The 21,002-nt window shown below is 74.2% G+C and carries 18 protein-coding genes and 1 pseudogene; 7 read left to right on the plus strand and 12 right to left on the minus strand.

What is annotated here, in order from left to right; all coding sequences use genetic code 11:
- Positions 1 to 51: 51 nt before the first annotated feature.
- The 7 genes from ACMXGY_RS10750 to ACMXGY_RS10780 all read right to left on the minus strand — a co-directional run bounded on the left by ACMXGY_RS10750 (position 52) and on the right by ACMXGY_RS10780 (position 7,682).
- Positions 52 to 3,039, minus strand: a complete 2,988-nt coding sequence (locus ACMXGY_RS10750) for a DEAD/DEAH box helicase (protein ID WP_483772988.1) — start codon at positions 3,037 to 3,039, stop codon at positions 52 to 54.
- Between the two features lie 71 nt (positions 3,040 to 3,110).
- Positions 3,111 to 4,151, minus strand: coding sequence for a diacylglycerol/lipid kinase family protein (locus ACMXGY_RS10755; RefSeq protein ID WP_483772989.1), 1,041 nt, complete (start codon positions 4,149 to 4,151; stop codon positions 3,111 to 3,113).
- A gap of 43 nt (positions 4,152 to 4,194) precedes the next feature.
- Positions 4,195 to 4,938: a twin-arginine translocase subunit TatC gene (tatC, locus tag ACMXGY_RS10760; protein WP_483776846.1), complete on the minus strand. Its 744-nt coding sequence runs from the start codon at positions 4,936 to 4,938 to the stop codon at positions 4,195 to 4,197.
- Positions 4,939 to 4,974: 36 nt separating this feature from the next.
- Complete coding sequence (gene tatA, locus ACMXGY_RS10765; RefSeq protein ID WP_483772990.1) at positions 4,975 to 5,244, minus strand: Sec-independent protein translocase subunit TatA; 270 nt, start codon at positions 5,242 to 5,244, stop codon at positions 4,975 to 4,977.
- Positions 5,245 to 5,286: 42 nt separating this feature from the next.
- The gene (locus ACMXGY_RS10770) at positions 5,287 to 5,613 is read right to left on the minus strand and encodes a hypothetical protein (RefSeq protein ID WP_483776847.1); all 327 of its coding nucleotides are present in this window, start codon (positions 5,611 to 5,613) and stop codon (positions 5,287 to 5,289) included.
- 37 nt (positions 5,614 to 5,650) lie between these two features.
- Positions 5,651 to 6,616, minus strand: a complete 966-nt coding sequence (locus ACMXGY_RS10775; protein WP_483772991.1) for a helix-turn-helix transcriptional regulator — start codon at positions 6,614 to 6,616, stop codon at positions 5,651 to 5,653.
- Entirely contained in the window at positions 6,609 to 7,682 is a 1,074-nt protein-coding gene (locus ACMXGY_RS10780; RefSeq protein WP_483772992.1) for a helix-turn-helix transcriptional regulator, read from the minus strand. The genes ACMXGY_RS10775 and ACMXGY_RS10780 overlap by 8 nt, the downstream gene beginning before the upstream one ends.
- Positions 7,683 to 7,718: 36 nt before the next feature.
- Between ACMXGY_RS10780 and ACMXGY_RS10785 the strand changes: the two genes are divergently transcribed.
- From ACMXGY_RS10785 to ACMXGY_RS10795, 3 genes and pseudogenes are all read left to right on the plus strand, one after another.
- Positions 7,719 to 8,897: a DUF3866 family protein gene (locus ACMXGY_RS10785; protein ID WP_483772993.1), complete on the plus strand. Its 1,179-nt coding sequence runs from the start codon at positions 7,719 to 7,721 to the stop codon at positions 8,895 to 8,897.
- 57 nt (positions 8,898 to 8,954) lie between these two features.
- Positions 8,955 to 9,608, plus strand: a pseudogene (locus tag ACMXGY_RS10790) (NADPH-dependent F420 reductase); the annotation flags it as partial.
- 114 nt (positions 9,609 to 9,722) lie between these two features.
- Positions 9,723 to 10,301: a Dps family protein gene (locus ACMXGY_RS10795; protein WP_483772994.1), complete on the plus strand. Its 579-nt coding sequence runs from the start codon at positions 9,723 to 9,725 to the stop codon at positions 10,299 to 10,301.
- A gap of 180 nt (positions 10,302 to 10,481) precedes the next feature.
- Here the strand turns inward: ACMXGY_RS10795 and ACMXGY_RS10800 are convergent, their stop codons facing one another.
- On the minus strand, positions 10,482 to 11,228 hold the full coding sequence (locus ACMXGY_RS10800; RefSeq protein WP_483772995.1) for a tyrosine-type recombinase/integrase: 747 nt from the start codon (positions 11,226 to 11,228) through the stop codon (positions 10,482 to 10,484).
- Positions 11,229 to 11,358: 130 nt separating this feature from the next.
- Here ACMXGY_RS10800 and argG point away from each other — a divergent pair, with 130 nt between their 5' ends.
- The gene (gene argG / locus ACMXGY_RS10805; RefSeq protein WP_483772996.1) at positions 11,359 to 12,777 is read left to right on the plus strand and encodes an argininosuccinate synthase; all 1,419 of its coding nucleotides are present in this window, start codon (positions 11,359 to 11,361) and stop codon (positions 12,775 to 12,777) included.
- Between the two features lie 110 nt (positions 12,778 to 12,887).
- Entirely contained in the window at positions 12,888 to 13,550 is a 663-nt protein-coding gene (locus ACMXGY_RS10810) for an IMPACT family protein (protein ID WP_483772997.1), read from the plus strand.
- An 861-nt stretch (positions 13,551 to 14,411) separates the two neighbouring features.
- On the opposite strand, the gene ACMXGY_RS10815 is transcribed toward ACMXGY_RS10810, so the two are convergent.
- Positions 14,412 to 15,839, minus strand: coding sequence for a UTP--glucose-1-phosphate uridylyltransferase (locus ACMXGY_RS10815; RefSeq protein ID WP_483772998.1), 1,428 nt, complete (start codon positions 15,837 to 15,839; stop codon positions 14,412 to 14,414).
- An 80-nt stretch (positions 15,840 to 15,919) separates the two neighbouring features.
- Between ACMXGY_RS10815 and ACMXGY_RS10820 the strand changes: the two genes are divergently transcribed.
- On the plus strand, positions 15,920 to 17,428 hold the full coding sequence (locus tag ACMXGY_RS10820) for a lipase maturation factor family protein (protein ID WP_483772999.1): 1,509 nt from the start codon (positions 15,920 to 15,922) through the stop codon (positions 17,426 to 17,428).
- A gap of 18 nt (positions 17,429 to 17,446) precedes the next feature.
- Here the strand turns inward: ACMXGY_RS10820 and ACMXGY_RS10825 are convergent, their stop codons facing one another.
- Together ACMXGY_RS10825 and ACMXGY_RS10830 are read right to left on the minus strand one after the other, a co-directional pair.
- The gene (locus ACMXGY_RS10825; protein ID WP_483773000.1) at positions 17,447 to 18,067 is read right to left on the minus strand and encodes an L-threonylcarbamoyladenylate synthase; all 621 of its coding nucleotides are present in this window, start codon (positions 18,065 to 18,067) and stop codon (positions 17,447 to 17,449) included.
- A 9-nt stretch (positions 18,068 to 18,076) separates the two neighbouring features.
- On the minus strand, positions 18,077 to 19,081 hold the full coding sequence (locus ACMXGY_RS10830) for a threonine ammonia-lyase (protein ID WP_483773001.1): 1,005 nt from the start codon (positions 19,079 to 19,081) through the stop codon (positions 18,077 to 18,079).
- 82 nt (positions 19,082 to 19,163) lie between these two features.
- On the opposite strand from ACMXGY_RS10830, the gene ACMXGY_RS10835 reads away from it, so the two are divergent.
- A complete protein-coding gene (locus ACMXGY_RS10835) occupies positions 19,164 to 20,129 on the plus strand; it encodes a LysR family transcriptional regulator (protein WP_483773002.1) in 966 nt (321 codons plus the stop codon).
- A 15-nt stretch (positions 20,130 to 20,144) separates the two neighbouring features.
- Here ACMXGY_RS10835 and ACMXGY_RS10840 read toward each other — a convergent pair whose 3' ends face one another.
- Positions 20,145 to 20,999, minus strand: coding sequence for a UbiA family prenyltransferase (locus ACMXGY_RS10840; RefSeq protein ID WP_483773003.1), 855 nt, complete (start codon positions 20,997 to 20,999; stop codon positions 20,145 to 20,147).
- Between the last annotated feature and the right edge of the window lie 3 nt (positions 21,000 to 21,002).

The following is a 21,002-nucleotide window of genomic DNA, read 5'->3' on the forward strand; positions in this document are numbered from 1 at the left end:
TGGTCGCCTCGCGGTGTCGCGCGCGTCACGCCCAGGGTGCGGCGACCGCCGTCACACGCTCGAGTAGGCGACGACGCCGCGGCGCAGCCGGTCGATCGCCTGGATCGCGGTGCGCCGGAGCTCCGGGGTGGGGGCGGCGCCGGCGATCTGGTCGAGGACGTCGATGACCTGCTTGCACCAGCGCACGAAGTCGCCCGCGGCGATCTCGGAGCCACGCAGGACCGCGTCGAGGTTGCGGCCGACGGCCCACCGGTGCACGGCGCCGACGAGGCCCTCGTCGAGCTGAGCGGTCGCGTGGATGTCGTGGGCGTCCTCGAGGTCGTCGACCTCGGACCACACGCGCACCGTGGCCTCGATCGCCTTCGCGAGCCTGCCGTGGGGGCCGCCGGGCACGTCGGGCTCGCCGTGCTCCTCGCGGCGCCCCGCGTACACGCACGTCGAGACGACGGCGGCCAGCCCTGGTGCGTCGAGGTCGTCCCACACGCCGCGGCGCAGGCACTCGGCGAGGAGCAGGTCGTTCTCCGCGTACAGCCGGCGCAGCCACTGCCCGTCGGGCGTGACCTGCAGGCCCGCGCGCGCCGATCGCGCTCCGGCGGCCCCGGGTGCACGCTCGGCGCGGGGGTCCTCCGCGTCGAGGACGTCGTCGAGAGGGGCGGTGGGGTCGTCCTCGGGCGTACCCGGCGCGAGGTAACCCAGGGTCACGAGCACGTCGCAGATCCGGTCGAACACGCGCGCGATGGAGCCCGTGCGGCCCTCGACGCGGCGCACGAGCTGGTCGTGCTCCTTCTTCAGCCGTGCCCAGCGCTCCGCCCAGCGCGCGTGGTCCTCGCGGTCGGGGCAGTCGTGGCACGGGTGGGCGCGCAGCTGGGCGCGCAGGCGCGACAGCTCGGCGTCGTCGGCCGCGGCGGAGCGCGCACGTTCGCGGCGCCCGGGGCGCGATCCCGGCTCGTCGAGCGCGCCGAGCGCGTTGCGCAGGCTGGCGGCGAGGTCGCGACGCTGCGCGGGCACGCGGGAGTTGAACGCCTTGGGGATCCGGACCCTCGCCACGGTGGTGATCCCGCCGGGGGCGTCCGCTACCGTGAGCTTCTTCACCTGCCGGTCCTGCGTGAGGACCGTGGGGCGCGGTCCGTCGAAGCCGGCCCCCTCCCCCGGGTCCAGCACGACGACGTACCCCGCGCGGCGCCCGGATGGCACCTCGACCACGTCCCCGGGGCGCAGCCGCTCGAACGCCGCGACGACCTCGGCGCGCCGGGACCGGCTCGCCGCCCGCGACAGGTCCGTCTCGCGTGCGGCGATGCGACGCCGCAGGGCGGCGTACTGCGGGAAGTCGCCGCGGTCGCACGTCATGGCCTGCGCGTACCCCTCGAGCGCCTCCGCGTGCGCCTGCGCCTGCTTCGCCAGACCGACGACGCCGCGGTCGGCCTGGAACTGCGCGAACGACGTCTCGAGCACCTCCCGGGCGCGGTCGCGCCCGACCTGCGAGACGAGGTTCACCGCCATGTTGTACGTCGGTCGGAAGCTCGACCGCAGGGGGTACAGGCGCTTGGACGCCAGCCCTGCGAGGTGCACCGGGTCCAGGCCGGCGTGGTCGACGACGACGGCGTGCCCCTCCACGTCGATGCCGCGCCGCCCCGCCCGCCCGGTGAGCTGGGTGTACTCGCCGGGCGTGACGTCGACGTGCGCCGTCCCGTCCCACTTGACGAGCTTCTCCAGGGCGACGGACCGGGCGGGCATGTTGATGCCGAGGGCGAGCGTCTCGGTGGCGAACACGACCTTGATGAGCCCGCGGCTGAACAGCTCCTCCACCGTCTCCTTGAAGACCGGCAGCATGCCCGCGTGGTGCGCCGCGATCCCCCGCGCGAGGGACTCGGTCCACGTCCAGTACCCGAGGACCTCGAGGTCCTCGGCGGGGATGGTCGCGGTGCGCTCCTCCGCGACCCGCCGGATCTCCGCCTCCTCCGCGGGCGACGTGAGCCGCAGCCCGGCGGTCAGGCACTGCTGCACCGCGCCCTCGCAGCCGGCGCGCGAGAAGACGAAGTAGATCGCGGGCAGCAGGCCGTCCGCGTCGAGCGCGTCGACCACCGCGAACCGTGCCGGGGTGCGCCGCACCCCGAACGCGCGGTCCGTCCGGTCACCGCCCGGGCGCCGCCCGCCCCGCCCGCGGTACCCGCGGTCCCCGTTGCGTCGCCCGCCCGGACCGCCCGCCCCCGTGCGGGGCGCCGCCCGGAACGCGGCGAGCAGGTCCGGGTTGATGGGCGGGTTCACGCCCGGGTCGGTCGGGTCCACGTGCCCCGCGTACAGGTCGAGCAGGTCCGCGCCGAACGCGCGACCCCCCGCGTGCGCCACGCCCGCGGCCGGGTTCCCCGCAGGGTTGGCCGACGCCACCAGCACGTGCTGCCACAACGGCACCGGGCGGCGCTCGCTGACGACCACCGTGGTGTCGCCACGCACCATCTCGAGCCAGTCGCCGAACTCCTCGGCGTTCGACACGGTCGCGGACAGGGAGACGAGCTGCACGTCGTCGGGCAGGTGGATGATGACCTCCTCCCACACCGGGCCGCGGAACCGGTCCGCGAGGTAGTGCACCTCGTCCATGACGACGAACGCGAGCCCCTCGAGGGTGCGCGAGCCCGCGTAGAGCATGTTGCGCAGCACCTCGGTCGTCATGACGACGACGGGCGCCTCGCCGTTGATCGTCGTGTCGCCCGTGAGGAGCCCCACCTGGTCCGGGCCGTACCGGCGCACCAGGTCCGCGTACTTCTGGTTCGACAGCGCCTTGATGGGCGTCGTGTAGAACGCCTTGCGCCCGCCCGTGAGCGCGAGGTGCACGGCGAACTCGCCCACGACGGTCTTTCCTGCCCCCGTGGGCGCCGCCACGAGGGCGCCGCGCCCCTCCTCGAGCGCCTCGCACGAGCGCACCTGGAAGTCGTCGAGCGGGAAGTCGAGGATCTGCCGGAACTCCGCGAGGCGGGTCCGGGACGCGGCCTGGCGGGCTTGAGCGGCGGCGTAGCGGGCGGCGGGAGATTCGGCGGCCGTCATGCCGTCAGCCTACGGTCCGTGGGCCGCCTCGCCGCGTGCGGCGCGACCGGCGCCGGGGCCCCGTCCCGGGCTCAGGCGCTCGCGGGCGGCGCGGTGAGGAGCCGCAGCGCGCCCGGGACGACGTCGACGCGGACCGGGAGGGGCCCGAGGTGCTCGCCGTCGGCGAACGCGTGCGGCGGCGCCGCGCCCGCCTCGGTGGGGGCGACCGTCACCGACCGGGCGCGCAGGGTGCCGACGCCGGGGTTCGCGAGGTGCCGGCCCGCGTACATGCCGGGGAAGATCCGGGCCGCTCCCCAGCGCCCGAAGGGGCCGGCGAGGACGACGTCGAGCAGTCCGTCGTCGAGCGCGGCGTCGGGGGCGATGCGGATGCCGCCGCCGATGCGGGGGCCGTTCGCGACGGAGACGAGCGCACCGGGCGACTCCCAGACGACGGCGCCGTCGTCGGCGGTGGTCTCGTGGACCAGCGGCGCCCCGGCGAGCACGTCGGGCAGGGCGTCGCGGTCGGGGACGCCGCGCAGGGTGACGCGGAACCCGTAGGGGCGGTACCGCGTGATCTCGGTGAGCGCGGAGCGCGCGTACCGGGACCGGCCGCGCGGCCAGGTCGCGGCGTTGGCGTGCGCGTTGACCGCCGCGTCGACGCCCGCAGACAGCACACCGGCGTACCAGCGTGGCGTCGGCAGGTGGTCACCCGTGACGTGCGCGGCGTCCACCGCGCGCGTCGCCCAGCCGGACCCCGTGGCGGGGTCGGGCGGGTCGAGCGCGGCGAGCAGCGCGGCGACGCACCGGTCGGTGCGGCCCGTGGGGAGGTCGAGCGCGTGCGCGAAGTCGTTGCCCGTGCCGACGGCGACGATCCCCAGCGGCACGCCGGTCCCCGCGACGGCGTTGACGCCGAGGTGGACCATGCCGTCCCCGCCGACGACGACGAGCGCGTCCACGCCTGCCGTCGCTCGGACCGCCGCGTCGGCGGACTCCTGCGCGAGCGGCAGGCTGGGTGCGCTGAGGTCGAGCACGTCGTACCCGGCGGCGCGCAGCGCGTCCGCCGTGCGGACCCCCGCCGTGCGCCCCCGCCCCCGACCTGCCGTCGGGTTCACCACGAGCGCGATCGTGCTCACGTGCGGCTCACGCGCCCGGACGGGCGCGTGCGGGGCACGACGGTCACAGGGCGAGCCGCGCGGCGTCGCGCTTGTCGACGCGACGGTCGTGGAGGTAGCTGATGCCGAGCGCGGCGAAGTACAGGCCGCAGATGGGCAGCGCGACGAAGATCATCGTCAGGGCGTCCGGCGTAGGCGTCATCACGGCGGCGAACACGAACGCGATGAGCACCGCCCACCGCCATCCCTTGCCCATGGCGGACGCACGCAGCATCCCGGTGAAGTTCAGGGCGACGAGCACGACCGGCAGCACGAACGCGATGCCGAACGCGAGGACGAGCCGCATGACGAAGCTCAGGTACCCCTGCGCGTCGGCGAGGTTGGTGGCGTCGTCCGGGACGAAGCCCGCGAGGATGTCGACCGCGTGCGGCAGGACCCACCACGCGAGCAGCGCACCGCCCACGAACAGCGGGACCGACGCGCCGAGGAACGCGAACGCGTACCGGCGCTCGCGCCGCGTGAGCCCGGGCGTGATGAACGCCCACAGCTGGTAGAGCCACCACGGACACGTGACGATCACGCCGAGGAAGAGGGAGACCTTGACCTTCATGTCGAGCGCAGAGGCCAGGCCGGAGAAGTTCAGGCTGATGACCTTGCCCTGCTCCTCGGCCGCGGTCTTCAGCGGCTCCTGCAGCGCCGCCAGGAGCGGCTCGTACAGGAACCACCCGACGGCCGCACCGACGACGAGACCGCACGCAGCGAGGAAGAGACGCTTGCGCAGCTCCAGGAGGTGCTCGCGGAGCGGCATCCGCCCCTCGGCGTCACGGGAAGAACGTGACACCGACTATCCCTTCGAGGTGTCGTCCTGGACGGGCGACGTCGTCCCTCCGGTCGCGGACGTTCCGGTCACGGTCGGCGCGGCGGACCCGGTGGCGGTGTCGCCGGTCGTCGTGGACCTCGGCTCGTCGTCGTCGCGCAGGTCCTTGACCTCGCTCTTGAAGATCTTCAGGGACTGCCCGACGCTCTTGGCGAGGTCCGGCAGCCGGCGCGCCCCGAACAGGAGCAGGATGACGACGACCAGCACGATGATGTGCCAGGGCTTGAGCATGCCCATGGGCTAACTCCTCCTCGAGGGGACAGCGCTACGCGGCCGAGTCTACGCGTTGAACCGGCGCCAGCGGGACCACACCTGCTCGTCCCGGCGGCGCCGTTCCTCCCGGCGCTCGACCCTCTCCGCACGGAGCACGTCGACCCGCTCCTGCAGCACGACCGGGTCGTCGAACAGCGTCGGGGCGGTGGACGGCTGCGCCTGCGCGAGCTGCCGCGACAGCTCGTCGGCACGCGCGCTCATCTCGGCCGCCGCACGCGAGGCACGCGAGAGCTCGCGTCCCAGCGCCTTCGCCGACCGCCACAGGTGACGCGCCAGGAAGAGCGCGCCCACGAGCGTGCCCACGACGAGCGCCGTCCAGATCCAGAACCACATGCCGCTCACCCTAACCACCCGGCGACCGGCAGCGGGGTCAGGACGGCGGCAGGGAGTCGTACGCGGCGAGCGCGGCGGCCGCCGCCTCGCGCACGTCCTGCGCGACCGAAGCCGGCTCGACGGCCAGCACGTGCCGGGCCCGCTCGGTGAGGAGCTGGCGCAGCCACACCGGGTTGGTGACCCGCAGGCGCACCTCGAACGCGCCGTCGGGCAGGTTGCGCACCGACTCGACCGGCACCTGCTCGGCGACGGCGCGCGCCGGGCTCGCGAACGTGATGGTCGCGAGCGGCGCGTCGCCCGTGGGCGTGAAGTCGACGTCGGGGTCGACGTCGTGCTCCTCGACGGGCACGTCGAGCTCCGTGGCCGCGAGGATGCGGTCCACGCGGAACGTGCGGCGCCCCCGTGACCGGTGGCACCACGCGAGGAGGTACGCGTGCTCGTCCTGCGTGTGCAGCGTGACGGGGTCGATCTCGCGCTCCGACTCCTCGTCGGCCGCGGTCACGTACCGGATGCGCAGGCGGTGGCCGGCGACGAGCGAGCTCGTGATCGCCGCGACGACCCGCGGGTCGCCCTCGGGCGCGAGCCGCACGTCGAGCGCGGCCGCCGCCTCCCCCGTCGCGTCGGTGAGCTTGCGCAGGACCGACTCCACGACGCCCGCACGCTCCGGGTCCGCCTGCACCGCCGCCGTCTCCCGCATGGCCCGCAGCGCCGCGACGAGCGCGACCGCCTCGCGCGTGCCCAGCCGCAGCGGACGCGTCATCCCCCGCGCCTCCGTCAGCCGCACCACGCCCCGCTCGATCGAGTCCGCGTCGAAGTCGATGAGGTCGTCCGGCCAGTACCCCGGCGTGCCCGACACCCACAGCGCGTCGACGTCGTCGAGCACCTGCCGCTCGCTCACCCCGAAGTGCCGGGCCAGCTCACCCACCGGGACCGGGCCCGCACCGTCCAGGTACGCGACGATCCCCAGCAGGCGCACCAGCCGGTCGTCCGCACGCTCAGCCACGCTCCCCCACCTCCGTCGCCCCGTCGGCGCTCGCGGCCTCTGTCGAACCCGGCCCCTGCAGGCCCAGCCCCGCCGCGGCCCGCAGCCGCCGCACGACGGCGTCCCGCAGGTCGGGCGGACCCAGCACCAGGACAGCGTCGCCGTACCCCACCACCTCGTCCGCGAGGGCGTACCGCACGTCGTACGGAACCTCCAGCACGTCCCGGCCTGCGCCGTCACCCGCTCGCCGGTCCGGGAGGGAGCCCACGACCGAGCCGCGCGCACGCAGCGCCCCCGCACGCTCCGGCACGACCGCGAGCCGCGCGACACCACCGGCATCCCGCGCGCCGAGCAGCGCGTCGACGTCCACGTCGTCGGGAACCTCGAACGCGTCGCGCGGCCCGGACGCCCGCACCTTGCCCTCCACCCGGCTCAGCCGGTACGACCGCGGCGCCTCTCGGTCCAGGTCCAGGCCCACCAGGTACCAGCCGCCGCGACGCGCCGCGATGCGCCACGGCTGCACGCGCCGCGCCCGCACCTCGCCCGTGCTCGCCGCCCGGTACGTGAACGACACCGCACGCCGAGCCGAGATCGCGTCGATGAGGGTCGCGTAGGCGTCCCCCACCGGACGAACCCGCGGCGCGAGACCCGCCACCGCGTCCATCGCCGTCTCCCCCGCGCCCGCCGCACGCAGCTTCGTCAGCGCGCGCGAGATGTCCGTCCGCAACGTCTTGTCCTGCCAGAACTGTGCCGCCAGGGCCAGCACCCCCAGCTCCGCCGGTGTCAGGTCCACCGTGGGCAGCGCGTACGCGTCCTGGTCGATCCGGTACCCCACCTCGTCCGCGTGCCCGCCCGCGTCGACCGTCACGATCGGGATGCCCAGCTCGCGCAACGTGTCCTTGTCGCGCTCGAACATCCGTTCGAAGGCGTCGGGAGAGGGCGCGTCGGCATATCCCGCGACACTCGTGCGGATCTGCTGCTTCGTCATCGACGCGTTCGTGTTCACGAGCGCGATCACGAGGTTGAGCAGACGGGTCGCAGGATTGGTCGCGGAGGACGACGCGGACGGGAGCGAGGACTCGGACATCGGGCACCACGCTAGACGGTCGATAGGGTGTGCCGCGTGATCACCTGGCGAACGGCGACCGTGGTGTCGCACGCAGCGGCCTGGCCCGGAGCGCAGGAGCTGCGCGTCCGCCTCCACGACCCGCTCCCCGGACCGCGCGCCACCGGCGCCGAGACTGCCGACACCGTGCGCGCCCTCGCGTACACCGACCTCGTCGGCACCCCCGCCCCCGGCGACTCCGTTCTGCTCAACGTCTCCGCCCTCGCGCGCGGGCTCGGCACCGGCGGGTACGCCCTCGTCGTCGGGCCCGCCCTCCCCGGAACCCCGCTGCCCCCCGACCCCGCGCCCGGCCCCGGACATCTCGTCAAGGCCCGCTACACCCCCCTGCAAGCCCTCGTCCTCGGCGTCGACGAGCAGGAGTCCCCCCACCACGACACCCTGCGCGACGCCGACGACCTCGCCGGCACCCCCGTCGTCGTCGCCGACCTGCACTCCGCGCTCCCCGCCGTCGTCGCCGGCGCCCGGCACGCCGCGGCGCTCGCGGACCGCCCCGCCCCCCGCATCGCGTACGTCATGACCGACGGCGGCGCACTGCCCGCCACCTTCTCGCGCACCGTCGCGACCCTGCGCGACACCGGGTGGATCGACACCTGCCTCACCGTCGGACAGGCCTTCGGCGGCGACCTCGAGGCCGTCACCGTCCACACCGGCCTCCTCGCCGCCCGCCACGTCGCCGGCGCCGACCTCGTCGTCGTCGCCCAAGGACCCGGCAACCTCGGCACCGGCACCCGATGGGGGTTCTCCGGCGTCGCCGCAGGCGAGGCGCTCAACGCCGTCGCCACGCTAGGCGGAACCCCCGTCGCGTCGCTCCGCGTCTCCGGCGCCGACGCCCGCGACCGCCACCTCGGCGTCTCCCACCACTCCCTCACCGCGTACGGCCGTGTGGCGCTCGCGGCGAGCGACGTCCCCGTCCCGGTACCGACGCCCGAGGTCGAGGACCTGGACGGGTGGGGAGCCGACCTCACGCGCCGCGTCGCCGAGCAGGCCGCGACGCTCGCCGGTCCGGTCGGCCGCCACCGCCTCGTCGACGTGCCCGCCGGCCTCGATCTTCTCGCCGCGCTGCGCCAGGCGCCGGTGCGTCTGTCCACGATGGGCCGCGGCCTCGACCAGGACCCGGCCGCGTTCGTCGCGGCCGCGGTCGCCGGGGTCCACGCCGAGAGCCTGCGCACGGTCTGACGCCCGCCGACGTGGTCCGCTCGGCCCCCGCAGCCGGAATACGACGCTCGCACCTGCGTTGACGCGACCATGACGACACTCGGAATCATCGGCGCAGGCAACATCGGCTCCCAGATCGCGCGCGCTGCGGTCGCGCGCGGCTACGACGTGGTCATCGCGAACTCGCGAGGACCCGAGACCCTCACCGCTCTCGTCGAGGAGCTCGGCCCCCGCGCCCGCGCCGCGACCGCCCACGACGCCGCGCTCGCGGCCGACGTCGCCGTCGTGACGGTACCGTTCCACGCCTACCGCGAGATCCCGGTCGAGCCCCTGGCCGACAAGATCGTGCTCGACACGAACAACTACTACTGGGAGCGGGACGGGCACGTCGAGGCGATCGACCGTGGCGAGGCCACGTCGTCCGGGCTTCTGCAGGATCACCTGGCGACCTCGAAGGTCGTCAAGGCGTTCAACCACATCACCGCCGCGGACATCACCACGACCGGGACGCCGTCGGGCACCCCGCGACGCCGCGCCCTCGCCACGGCGAGCGACCACGCCCACGCCGTGGCCTGGGTGACCGCGTTCTACGACGAGCTCGGCTTCGACACGGTCGACACCAGCCCCCTCGACGAGTCGTGGCGCGTGGAGCGCGACCGACCCGCGTACGTCGCCGTGCAGGATGCCGACGAGCTGCGTGCCAACCTCGCGCGGGCGCCCCGGACGATCTGACGACCGGCTGCTCGTCCTGCGAACACGTGACGAGCGGACGACGATGGCGGGGACGGGGCCGACGGCCCCGTCCGCCGCCGTCGCGGCGTGCGCACCGACCCGAGGAGGCCCCACATGGCTGCTCGCCCGAAACTGCCGAAGTACACCGTCCCGTCGCTCACGCCCGAGGAGGGGGCGAAGCTCGCCGGGATCCTCCAGGAGCGTCTCCACGCGCTGAACGACCTCCAGCTCACGCTCAAGCACATCCACTGGAACGTCGTCGGACCGCACTTCATCGCCGTGCACGAGATGATCGACCCCCAGGTCGACGCCGTGCGGGACATGGTCGACGCGGTCGCGGAGCGCATCGCGACCCTCGGTGTCTCGCCTCAAGGCACGCCGGGCGCGCTCGTCGCCGGGCGCACCTGGGAGGACTACTCGCTCGGCCGCGCGTCGACGATCGCGCACCTGGGAGCGCTCGACGAGGTGTACGTCGGGGTCATCACCGCCCACCGCGAGGCGGCGACCGCGACCGAGGAGCTCGACGACGTCACGAACGACCTCCTCATCGGGCACCTGCACGACCTCGAGCTCTTCCACTGGTTCGTGCGCGCCCACCTCGAGTCGACCGGCGGGGACCTCTCCACCGCCGGCGCCAGCACCGAGACGGGCGCGGCGAAGAAGGCCGAGGACGCGGCCGCCGGGCAGCCGTAGCACGGCCGCTCCCCCCGCACCGGGAGGCCCGACGCGATCGCCGCGCCGGGCCTCCTGTGTGTCTGGGCTGGTGGTGAGCTCTTCGCGGTGGTGATATTGGTAGCATGCGCTTGGCACACTATTAATTTCGGGTGTCCGACGACGTCCTGCACCGTCCGCGGCGCGGCTCGGCCGGTCGGGTCACCCCTCGGCGCCTTCGACCGCTCTCGCCGTTCCCTGATCGATGAGCTCGGCGGCGAGGACGGCGTCCCGCGCGGCGTCGGCCCCGAGCCCTGGACCGACCGCTCCCCCACCGGCAGGGAGCCCCTCCGGCGCCGACGCCTCGACCCACGCGCGTCGCACCTGCTCGAACCTCGTGGGCAACGGCGACCGAACTCCCCCGTAGCGTGCGTTGGTGCGGTGCACGAACCGCCTCCAGGACAGGACCAGGCCCTGCCGCGTGATCGGCAGCCCGCTGGAGACCGTGACCCCGTTGTCGTGCGTGTGGTGCACCGTGAGCAGGAGCGCACGCGGCACCGAACCCTCGAGGCCGGCAGCGAGCTCCTCGCGCTCCGCCATCCAGCGCCGCAGCACGACGACGACGCTCGCGCTGAGCACGTGCTCCCGGACCGTGCGGTGCTTGCCGTGCGTGAGCACGACGCTCCCCTCCCCCGCTCGCGCCGTCGCCGGCCCGAGGTCGATCGCGTCGACCGTGCACCGCAGCAGGTCGCCGTAGCGCGCCCCGGTCGCGCGCGTGAGACCCGCGATCACGGCAAGGCGAACCGTCTCCGGTTTCGCCGCCGCAGCCATCGCCTCCGTCGCCAGCAGCCGCCACACCCACTCCGCCTCGTCGAGCGACACCGTAGGGCGCGGGTACCGGGGTGCAGGTGCCTGCTCGTGGCCCGGTGTGTCCTGGTTCGGCGTCGAGGCTGTCTCCGCGGTGACCATGGGGAGAAGGTACGCGCTTGGCACACTTTTAGTGCGACGACGCGCCGAGTGTGGACGGTCGGGACCGAGCGCCGGCCGAGGATCCACCAGCGAAATTGAATACCTATGCGCGATGACGCATACTTCATCTATGTCCAAGGTCCTCACCTCCCTCCCCGCCGGCGAGCGCGTCGGTATCGCGTTCTCCGGCGGCCTCGACACCTCCGTCGCCGTCGCCTGGATGCGCGACAAGGGCGCCGTGCCGTGCACCTACACCGCCGACATCGGCCAGTACGACGAGCCCGACATCGCCTCGGTCCCCGGCCGCGCGACGGCCTACGGCGCCGAGATCGCACGGCTCGTGGACTGCCGTGCCGCCCTCGTCGAGGAGGGTCTCGCCGCCCTCGCGTGCGGCGCGTTCCACATCCGCTCCGGCGGGCGCGCCTACTTCAACACCACTCCCCTGGGCCGGGCCGTCACCGGGACGCTGCTCGTCCGGGCGATGCACGAGGACGACGTGCAGATCTGGGGCGACGGCTCGACGTTCAAGGGCAACGACATCGAGCGGTTCTACCGCTACGGCCTGCTCGCCAACCCGCACCTGCGCATCTACAAGCCGTGGCTCGACGCCGACTTCGTCGCCGAGCTCGGCGGCCGCAAGGAGATGTCGGAGTGGCTGCTCGCCCACGACCTCCCCTACCGCGACAGCACCGAGAAGGCGTACTCGACCGACGCCAACATCTGGGGCGCGACCCACGAGGCGAAGACGCTCGAGCACCTCGACACCGGCGTCGAGACCGTCGAGCCGATCATGGGCGTGCGGTTCTGGGACCCCGAGATCGAGATCGCGACCGAGGACGTCACCATCGGCTTCGTCCAGGGTCGTCCGGCGACGATCAACGGGCGCGAGTTCGAGTCGGCCGTCGCGCTGGTCCAGGAGGCGAACGCGATCGGCGGCCGCCACGGCCTGGGCATGTCGGACCAGATCGAGAACCGCATCATCGAGGCCAAGAGCCGCGGCATCTACGAGGCGCCCGGCATGGCACTGCTGCACGCCGCGTACGAGCGCCTCGTCAACGCGATCCACAACGAGGACACCCTCGCCCAGTACCACGTCGAGGGCCGACGCCTCGGCCGCCTCATGTACGAGGGCCGCTGGCTCGACCCGCAGGCGCTCATGATCCGCGAGTCGCTCCAGCGCTGGGTCAGCACCGCGGTCACCGGCGAGGTGACGCTGCGCCTGCGCCGCGGCGAGGACTACTCGATCCTCGACACGACCGGCCCCGCGTTCAGCTACCACCCCGACAAGCTCTCGATGGAGCGCACCGAGGACTCCGCCTTCGGCCCCATGGACCGGATCGGTCAGCTCACGATGCGCAACCTCGACATCGCCGACTCGCGCGCGAAGCTCGAGCAGTACGCCGGCATCGGGATCGTCGGGACGGACCACGCGGCCCTCATCGGTGCGATGCCCGCCGGCGGCGCTGAGGTCATCGCCTCGCGCGGCAAGGCGGAGGGCGACGACGAAGAGCTGCTCGACCGTGCGGCGATGGAGTCCGGCACGGACTGACCGGGGACACCCAGAGAGCGACGTACCGCACGGAACCCCGGTTCCGCGACGCGGTACGTCGCTCTCTCGCGAGGGCGGGAGGCTGCCGTCTCGCGGCTAGGCTCGACGGGATGAGCACGAGCGCAGGCACCGGCGAGCTGCACGGCACGATCGCCGCGCCCGTCGACCACGAGCTCGTCGTCAAGAAGTCCCGGTTCCTCGCCCACCTCGCACCTGTCGCGTCCGTGGCCGAGGCGGACGCCGTCGTCGCGCGAGTGCGCAAGGCACACTGGGACGCGAGGCACCACTGCGTCGCGCTCGTCGTCGGCACGTATGCCGAGCAGCAGCGCTCCACCGACGACGGCGAGCCCTCCGGCACCGCGGGCATCCCCATGCTCGAGGTGCTCCGGCACCGGCACGTCACGGACGTCGTCGCCGTCGTGACGCGCTACTTCGGCGGCGTGCTCCTCGGTGCCGGAGGCCTCGTGCGCGCCTACTCGTCGGCCGTCAGCGAGGCGCTCGACGTCGCGCGCCTCGTACGCCGCGACGCGCGCACGGTCGTCACGGTCACCGTCCCGCACGCCGACGCCGGCCGCCTGCACGGCGTCCTCGCCGACTGGTGCGCCCGGCACGATGCCGCGCTCGAGGGCGTCGCGTATGGCCTCGAGGCGACGTTCACCGTCCTCGTGCCGCCGGACGAGCTCGACCGGCTCGACGCCGACCTCGCCGCCGCGACCTCGGGCACCCTGATCGCACACCGCGGCGACAGCCGCATCGTCGACCTCCCATCCTGACTGGTCTCTCGCCCCGAGGTAGAACCGTGGCCGGCCGAGGTAGAACCGTGGTCGCGCGAGGTAGAACTCTGGTCGGCCGAGGTAGAACCGTGGTTCCTGGGGCCGATGGCGGTCGGTCGCCTGGGGTGTCGGGGTGGGTGGGGGCGCCGCGTCTACCATCCGCCGCTCGTTCCTCGCGGCTCCCGCCAGGCCCGACCACGACGTGGCGCCCCCACCCACCCCTCCCGGCATCGTCGCGCCCTGGCCATCGCGCACCCGGGCGACCGCCACCGGGTGCTGCGCCGAGCATGTCGTAGTGGCTCGTCCTTGGCGCCTGACGGGCGACAACCGCATGCTCGACCGGCCGGGGCCGCATGGTCGGCCGAGCGCAGCTAGCACCGCCTCGCCCGGCTCGGCACTGCCCGCTCCCGCCATCGCCATCGCCATCGCTGGACCACGGTTCTACCTCGGCAGACCACAGTTCACCTTCGGCAGACCACGGTTCTACTTCGCGCGACCACGGTTCTACTTCGGCGGGCCCGGCCCGGGCACCCGCCGGGGTGAGGTGGTGGCTGAGCGGGCGGGGCGGCGTCGGATGCGAAGGGCGTCAAGGCCGCGCTCCCCAGCCCCACGCCCGACAGACCACGGTGACGGCGCGGACAGCCCGAGCACCGACGCCGCCCCGCACGCGGCCCGACCACGGACCGCCCAACCCAGCCCGAGCACCGACGCCGCCCCGCACGCGGCCCGACCACGGACCGCCCAACCCAGCCCGAGCACCGACGCCGCCCCACCCGCGGACCCGACCACAAGCAGCCCGACCCGACCCGAGCATCGATGGGAACGCGGGCGCAACCTGACGAACTGCAGACTCCGTCGGCGTCAGTCGCTCACTCCGTCGGGGCCGACGACGGCGCCGTCGGGCACACGGGACGCGCCGCCCGGGTCGGCGAGCTCGGCGTCGCCGGTCACGGTGACGCCCGACCCGAACGTCCAGTCGCCACGCACCGTCAGGGAACGCGCAGAGCGCAGGGACGGGGTGCCGTCGTCGAAGCGCACGTCGAAGCCGGCGATCGTCTTGTAGAACGCGGGGTCCAGGTCCACGAGCGGCGCGTCGGTGCGCGCGACGAACCGGTAGGCGTCGTCGAGGTCGTAGACGTCGGAGCGGAGCACGAGGAGGTCGTTCGTCGTCTTGACCGGCAGGAAGCGGGAGCGGTCGACCTCGATCGCGACGGCGTCGTCGAACACCTCGACCGCGGCGCCCATCGCGGACTCGATCTGGACGACCTCCGGCGATCCCGCGTCGGTCGGGTCGACGGTCTTCGTGTTGCGGATCAGCGGGAGCTCGAGCACGCCCCCGGTCCGCTCCAGCTCGGCCGCGAGCGCCTCGAGGTCGAACCAGAGGTTGTTGGTGTTGAAGTACCGGTGACGGGTGATGTCGCTCGCGGCGTCCTCGTCAGCCTTCGGGGTCTGGGCGGTCTCGCGCAGGACGATGCGGCCGTCGCTGCGGCGGACGACGAGGTGCCCGCCCTTGCGGTCGGCGGGGGTGCGGCGGGCGACCTCGGCGGCGAAGGGGGCGCCTGTGGAGGCGAACCAGCCGGCCATCTGGGCGTCGGGGGCGGCCCCGAGGTTGTCGGAGTTGGAGACGCTGGCGTAGCGGTAGCCGGAATCGAGGAGGGCGCGGAGGGCGCCGGATGCGTAGAGGGCGGTGTAGAGGTCGCCGTGGCCCGGGGGGCACCACTCGAGCTCGGGGTCGGCGGGCCAGTCGACGGGCGTGAGGTCGGTCGCGAGGAGCTTGGGCTCGCGGTTCTGGAGGAAGTCGAGGGGAAGGTCGGCGACGGGCAGGTCGTCGTAGGGGGCGAGGGCGGCGAGGGTGTCGGCCTGGGTGCGGAAGCTGTTCATGAGGAGCAGCGGGAGGCGGGCGCCGGTGCGGCGGCGGGCGGCGCGGACCTGGCCGACGATGACGTCGAGGAAGGTGAGGGGGTGGTCGCCCTCGGCGGAGCGCTGGGGGTCGGTGTCGCGGACGGTGAGGAGGGACTTGGCGCGGTCCATGCCCATGGAGGTGCCGAGGCCGCCGTTGAGCTTGATGACGGCGGTGCGTTCGAGGGCGGCGCGGGCGTCGTCGTCGGGGACGGAGAGGTCGGCGTGGCGGGTGACGTCGGTGAGGGGTTCGACGTCGGCCTCGGGGATCATCCCGGTCTCGCCGGACTCGAGGAGCCGGTAGAAGCGGGTGAAGACGTCGATCGCGGCGGTTGCCACGCCGGCGTCGCGCATGCGGTCCTGTGACTCGGTGAGGCCCTGGCTGCTCATGCGACCGATGCTAGGTGGGTGGCCGCGTGGGCGCCCTCGTGCGTGGGGTGTAACGCCGGTCACACGCCTACGGTGGTGGGGTGGGCTGGCCGGGGTCCTGGTTCTGGGCGGGCGACTACGACGTCGCGCGCGAGGTGCTGCAGCGGGGCGTCGCGGCGGTGCTCGTGGTGGCGTTCCTCGTGGTGGTGCGTCAGTGGCGGCCGTTGCTGGGCGAGCGGGGGCTGCTGCCGGTGGCGCCGTACGTGGCGCGGACGTCGTGGCGCGAGGGCCCGAGCGTGCTGCGGTGGCGGTGCTCGGACCGGTTCGTCGTGGGCCTCGGGTGGTGCGGGGTCGTGCTGTCGGCGCTGCTCGTGGTGGGGCTGCCGCAGCGCGGGCCGTGGTGGGTGGTGATGCTCGCGTTCCTCGCCCTGTGGGCGGTGTACCTGTCGGTGGTGAACGTGGGGCAGCGGTTCTACGGGTTCGGGTGGGAGTCGTTGCTGTGCGAGGTGACGTTCCTCGTGGCGTTCCTGGGTTCGTCGGGAGACGGCGCCGCTCCCCCGCTGCTCGTGCTGCTGCTCGCGCGGTGGTGCCTGTTCCGCGTGGAGCTCGGCGCGGGGCTCATCAAGATCCGTGGTGACCGCGTGTGGCGCGACCTCACGGCGCTGTACTACCACCACGAGACGCAGCCTCTGCCGGGGCCGTTCTCGTGGCACGCGCACCACCTGCCGCGGTGGTGGCACCGGGTCGAGGTTGCGGGGAACCACGTGACGCAGCTCGTGCTGCCGTTCGCGGTGTTTCTCCCGCAGCCGTTCGCGAGCGTCGCGGGCGGCGTCGTCGTGCTGACGCAGGCGTGGCTCGTGGTCACGGGGAACTTCGCGTGGCTGAACTGGCTGACGATCGTGCTGGGGCTCGCCGTGGTGAGCGACGGGTCGTGGGCGGCGCTGGGGTCGTGGCTGCTCCCGGCGCTCGGCAGCGGTTCGGTGCCCGACGGCGCGGGCGGGGCGGGAGGTCCTCCGGCCCTGGCGGTGGTCGTCCTGGCGGTGACGGCGTTGCTGCTCGTGCTGAGCGTGCGCCCCGCGCTCAACCTGGTCGCGCGGCGCCAGCTGATGAACGCGAGCTTCGAGCCGTTCCGGCTGGTCAACGCGTACGGCGCGTTCGGGTCGGTGTCGCGGCGGCGCGACGAGGTCGTGCTGGAGGGCTCGACGGCGCGTTCGCCCGGCCCGGACGACTGGGTGGAGTACGCGTTCCCCGGGAAGCCGGGTGACGTGTCGCGCCGGCCCCCGCAGGTTGCGCCGTACCACCTGCGCCTGGACTGGCAGATGTGGTTCCTCGCGCTCGGGTCGCCGGGGGTGCGCTGGTTCGAGGTGCTGCTCCTGCGCCTCCTGGAGGCCGATCCCGCGACCCTGCGGCTCCTGCGTGCCGACCCGTTCGCGGACGACCCCGCCGGCCCGGCACCGCGCTGGGTGCGGGCGAGGTTGTTCCGCTACCGGTACACGACGCGCGACGAGCGGCGGCGCACGGGCGACTGGTGGGTGCGCCGCGAGCTGGCCGTCCTCGTCGAGCCGGTCGACCTCGCGCGGCTCCGATCCCTGCTCGGACGCGGCGTCTGACCCACCGCGGGTCGGGGCCTACTCGAAGCGGGACGGGTCGCCGGCCCCCACGCGCACGACCTCGGGGACGCTGTCGGACCAGTCGACGACAGTCGTCGGCTCGCTGCCTCGTTCGCCGCCGTCCACGACGGCGTCGATCACGTGGTCGAGCTCCTCCTTGATCGCCCACCCGTCGGTGAGCGCCTCGCTCGAGCCGGGCAGGATGAGCGAGCTCGACAGGATCGGCTCGCCGAGGGCGGCGACGATCGCCTGGGCGACGGTGTCGTCGGGGATGCGGACGCCGACGGTCTTCTTCTTCGGGTGCGCGAGGCGGCGCGGCACCTCGGACGTGGCCCGCAGGATGAACGTGTACGGGCCGGGCGTGGCGAACTTGATCGCCCGGAACGCCGAGTTGTCGACCATGACGAAGTGGCCGAGCTGCGCGAAGTCGGCGCACACGAGCGTGAAGTGGTGCCGGTCGTCGAGGTGGCGGATGCGGCGGATGCGGTCGGCGCCCTCCCGGTCGTCCATGCGGCACCCGAGCGCGTACCCGGAGTCGGTCGGGTAGGCGACGAGACCGCCGTCCTCGAGGAGCGCGACGACCTGGGAGATCGCGCGCGGCTGCGGGTTGTCGGGGTGCACGTCGAGGTAGCGGGCCATGGCCCGAGCCTAGGACGCCACGCGCCCCATGACGCGCCGCAGCTCGGTCGGGCTCGCGTTGCCGCCCGAGCACACGACGCCGACTCGGCGGCCGGCGAACCGCTCGGGGTCGGCGAGCACGGCCGCGAGCGCCGCGGCTCCCGCGCCCTCGGCGACGGTGTGCGCGGCGGTGAGGTAGAGGGCGGCGGCGTGGTCGATGGCGTCGTCGTCGACGAGGACGAAGTCGGTGAGGTGCTCGCGCAGGATCGCCTGGGTGAGGGCGAAGCCGGTCCCGGTGGCGAGGCCCTCGGCGCGCGAGGTGTTCGGGCGTGCCAGCAGCTCCCCGGCCCGCCAGGAGTCGTGCGCGGCGGGCGAGTCTGTGGCCTGGACGGCGATCACGTCGAGGTCGGGCGCGAGGGCGTGGGCGACGAGGCACGCGGCGGCGGCGCCGCTGCCGCCGCCGACGGGTACGACGAGCGCTTCGAGGTCCGGGGCGTCGGCGAGGAGCTCGAGGTAGGCCGTGGCGACGCCCGCGACGAGCAGGGGCTCGTTGGCGGCGCTGACGAGGCGTGCCCCGCCGTCGGCAGCGAGCGTCGCGGCGTGGGTGCGGGCGTCGTCGAAGGTCGCGCCGGCGAGGACGAGGCGGGCGCCGAGGTCGCGGACGGCGGCGGCCTTGGTGGGGTTGGGGTCGGTGGGCATGACGATCGTGCACGGCGTGCCGGTGGTGCGTGCGGCGTAGGCGATCGCCTGGGCGTGGTTGCCGGTGGAGAACGCGGCGACGCCGCGCTCACGCTCCGCGGGTGTCTGGCGAAGCAGCAGGTTGAGCGCACCCCGGACCTTGAACGCACCGGTCGGCGCGAGGTTCTCGTGCTTGACGACGACGCGCGCCCCGGTGGCGCGGTCGAGCGCGGCGTAGGTGCGCGCGGGCGTCGGGTCGAGGTGTGCGGCGAGGAGGCGGCGGGCGTCGAGGACGTCACGCATCGTGGGCGGTTCGAGCCCGGCGGCGGGAGGGGGGACGGCGGGTGCGGGAGCCATGCGTCCACGGTGCCCCGCTCCGACTCATAGGTCCAATGCCTGTCTTCAGTGGACGCATCGAGGCTGTCTATGATCGGTCGTCATGGATCTGACACGGCTGCGCGTGCTGGCCGCGGTCGCGCGCGAGGGATCGGTGACGGCGGCGGCCCGGTCGCTGCACTACGCGCAGCCGTCGGTGAGCCATCACCTGGCACGCCTGGAGGCGGAGGTGGGGGTGCCGCTCCTGGAGCGGCAGGGGCGCGGGGTGCGGCTCACGGACGCGGGGCGCCTGCTCGCGGCGCGCGCGGAGGAGATCCTCGGCCGCGTGGGTGCGGCGCGCGACGAGCTCGACGCGTTGGTCTCGCTCTCCGCGGGGCGGGTGCGCCTCGCGGCGTTCCCCTCCGCCCTGGCGACGTTGGTGCCCGACGTCGTGGCGCGGCTCGCGGCCGACCACCCGGGCCTGGGCGTGGGCCTGGTGGAGGCGGAACCGCCCGAGGCGCTGGAGGCGCTGCGGCGTGGGACGGTCGACGTGGCGCTCGTGTTCGAGCACGATCGCTCGCCCGTGGACGTCGACGGCCTGCGCGCGGTGCCCGTGCTCGCGGAGGAGCTGTTCCTCGTGCGCCGGGCACCGGGCTCGCCCGAAGGACCGGACGTCGCCCACGACGTCGTGCGGGACGGAGCAGGGACGCACGACGGGCAGCGGACGGACGACGGGCAGCGGACGGACGACGTCCGCTCGCCTGAGGACCTGGGCGGGCTCGCGGACGCGGCGTGGATCGCCGGCTGCGAGCGGTGTCGCGCGGACCTCGTGGGGCGTTGCGAGCGGGCCGGGTTCACGCCGCGGATCGCGTTCGAGACCGACGACTACGTCGCCGTGCAGGCGCTCGTCGCGGCGGGCGCCGGTGTCTCGTTGCTGCCCGCCCTGGCTCTGCGCGCCCACCGTGACCCCCGCGTGGTGACGCACGCTCTGCCGGGTGCGGCACGCCGCGTGCTCGCCGTGACCTACGGGGACCGCCCCGCGCCGGGAGCGGTCGCCGTCGTCGACGGGCTCGTGCGCGCGGCCCGTTGATCGCGCGCGGGTCGCTCAGCCGGGGAGGACGACGGCGGGCGCCGCGAGCACGAGCAGGACGACGCACAGGCCGGCAACGGCCATCGAGAGCGCGAACGGCGCGCGGCTGCGAGGACGAGAGAGCCCGACCGCCCCGGCTGTGACGGCGAGCACGACGGCGACGGCACCCAGCACCCAGTGGGCCGCGCCCGGGGACCCCGGCGGAGCCAGCACGACGAGGACCGAGGCACTGCCGAGCAGCACGGGCGCGACCACGGAGCTCGTGCGCCGTCCGAGCCGGTGCGGCAGCCCGCGCACCCCGGTCGCCGCGTCGTCCTCGAGGTCCGGCAGCGTGTTCGCGACGTGCGCGCCGACCCCGAGCAGCGCCGCAGCCCCCACCGCCCAGGGCGCGGGCCGGCCGCCCCCGGGGGCGGCGAGCACGACGAACACCGCGAGCAGGCCGAACGACACCGCGTACGGGGCCCAGGACCACCACGTCGCCTTGAGCACGACGTTGTACGACCATGCGCTCGCGACGGCGACGACGTGCACGAGACCGGGCACGAGCCCCGTCGCGAACGACAGCACCGCGCACACGACGAGGGCCGCGAGCGCCGCGCCGCGCAGGGTCGCGGGCGTGACCAGACCCGTGACGACGGGCTTGTCGGCGCGGCCCACGGCGAGGTCGCGGCGCGCGTCGAGCCAGTCGTTGCACCACCCGACGGAGAGCTGGCCGACGAGCACCGCGAGGGTGACGAGCGTCGTCGTGCGGGGACCGGCGCCGATCCCGGCGGACAGCGCGCCGGCAAACGCGGTGACCATGACGGTGGGCGGGAAGTGGCTGGCGACCACGAGGCCGCGCACGAGCCTGCGCGCGCGACCGGTCACCATGGC

It is taken from the genome of Cellulosimicrobium sp. G4 BAM 1002, from assembly GCF_057126935.1.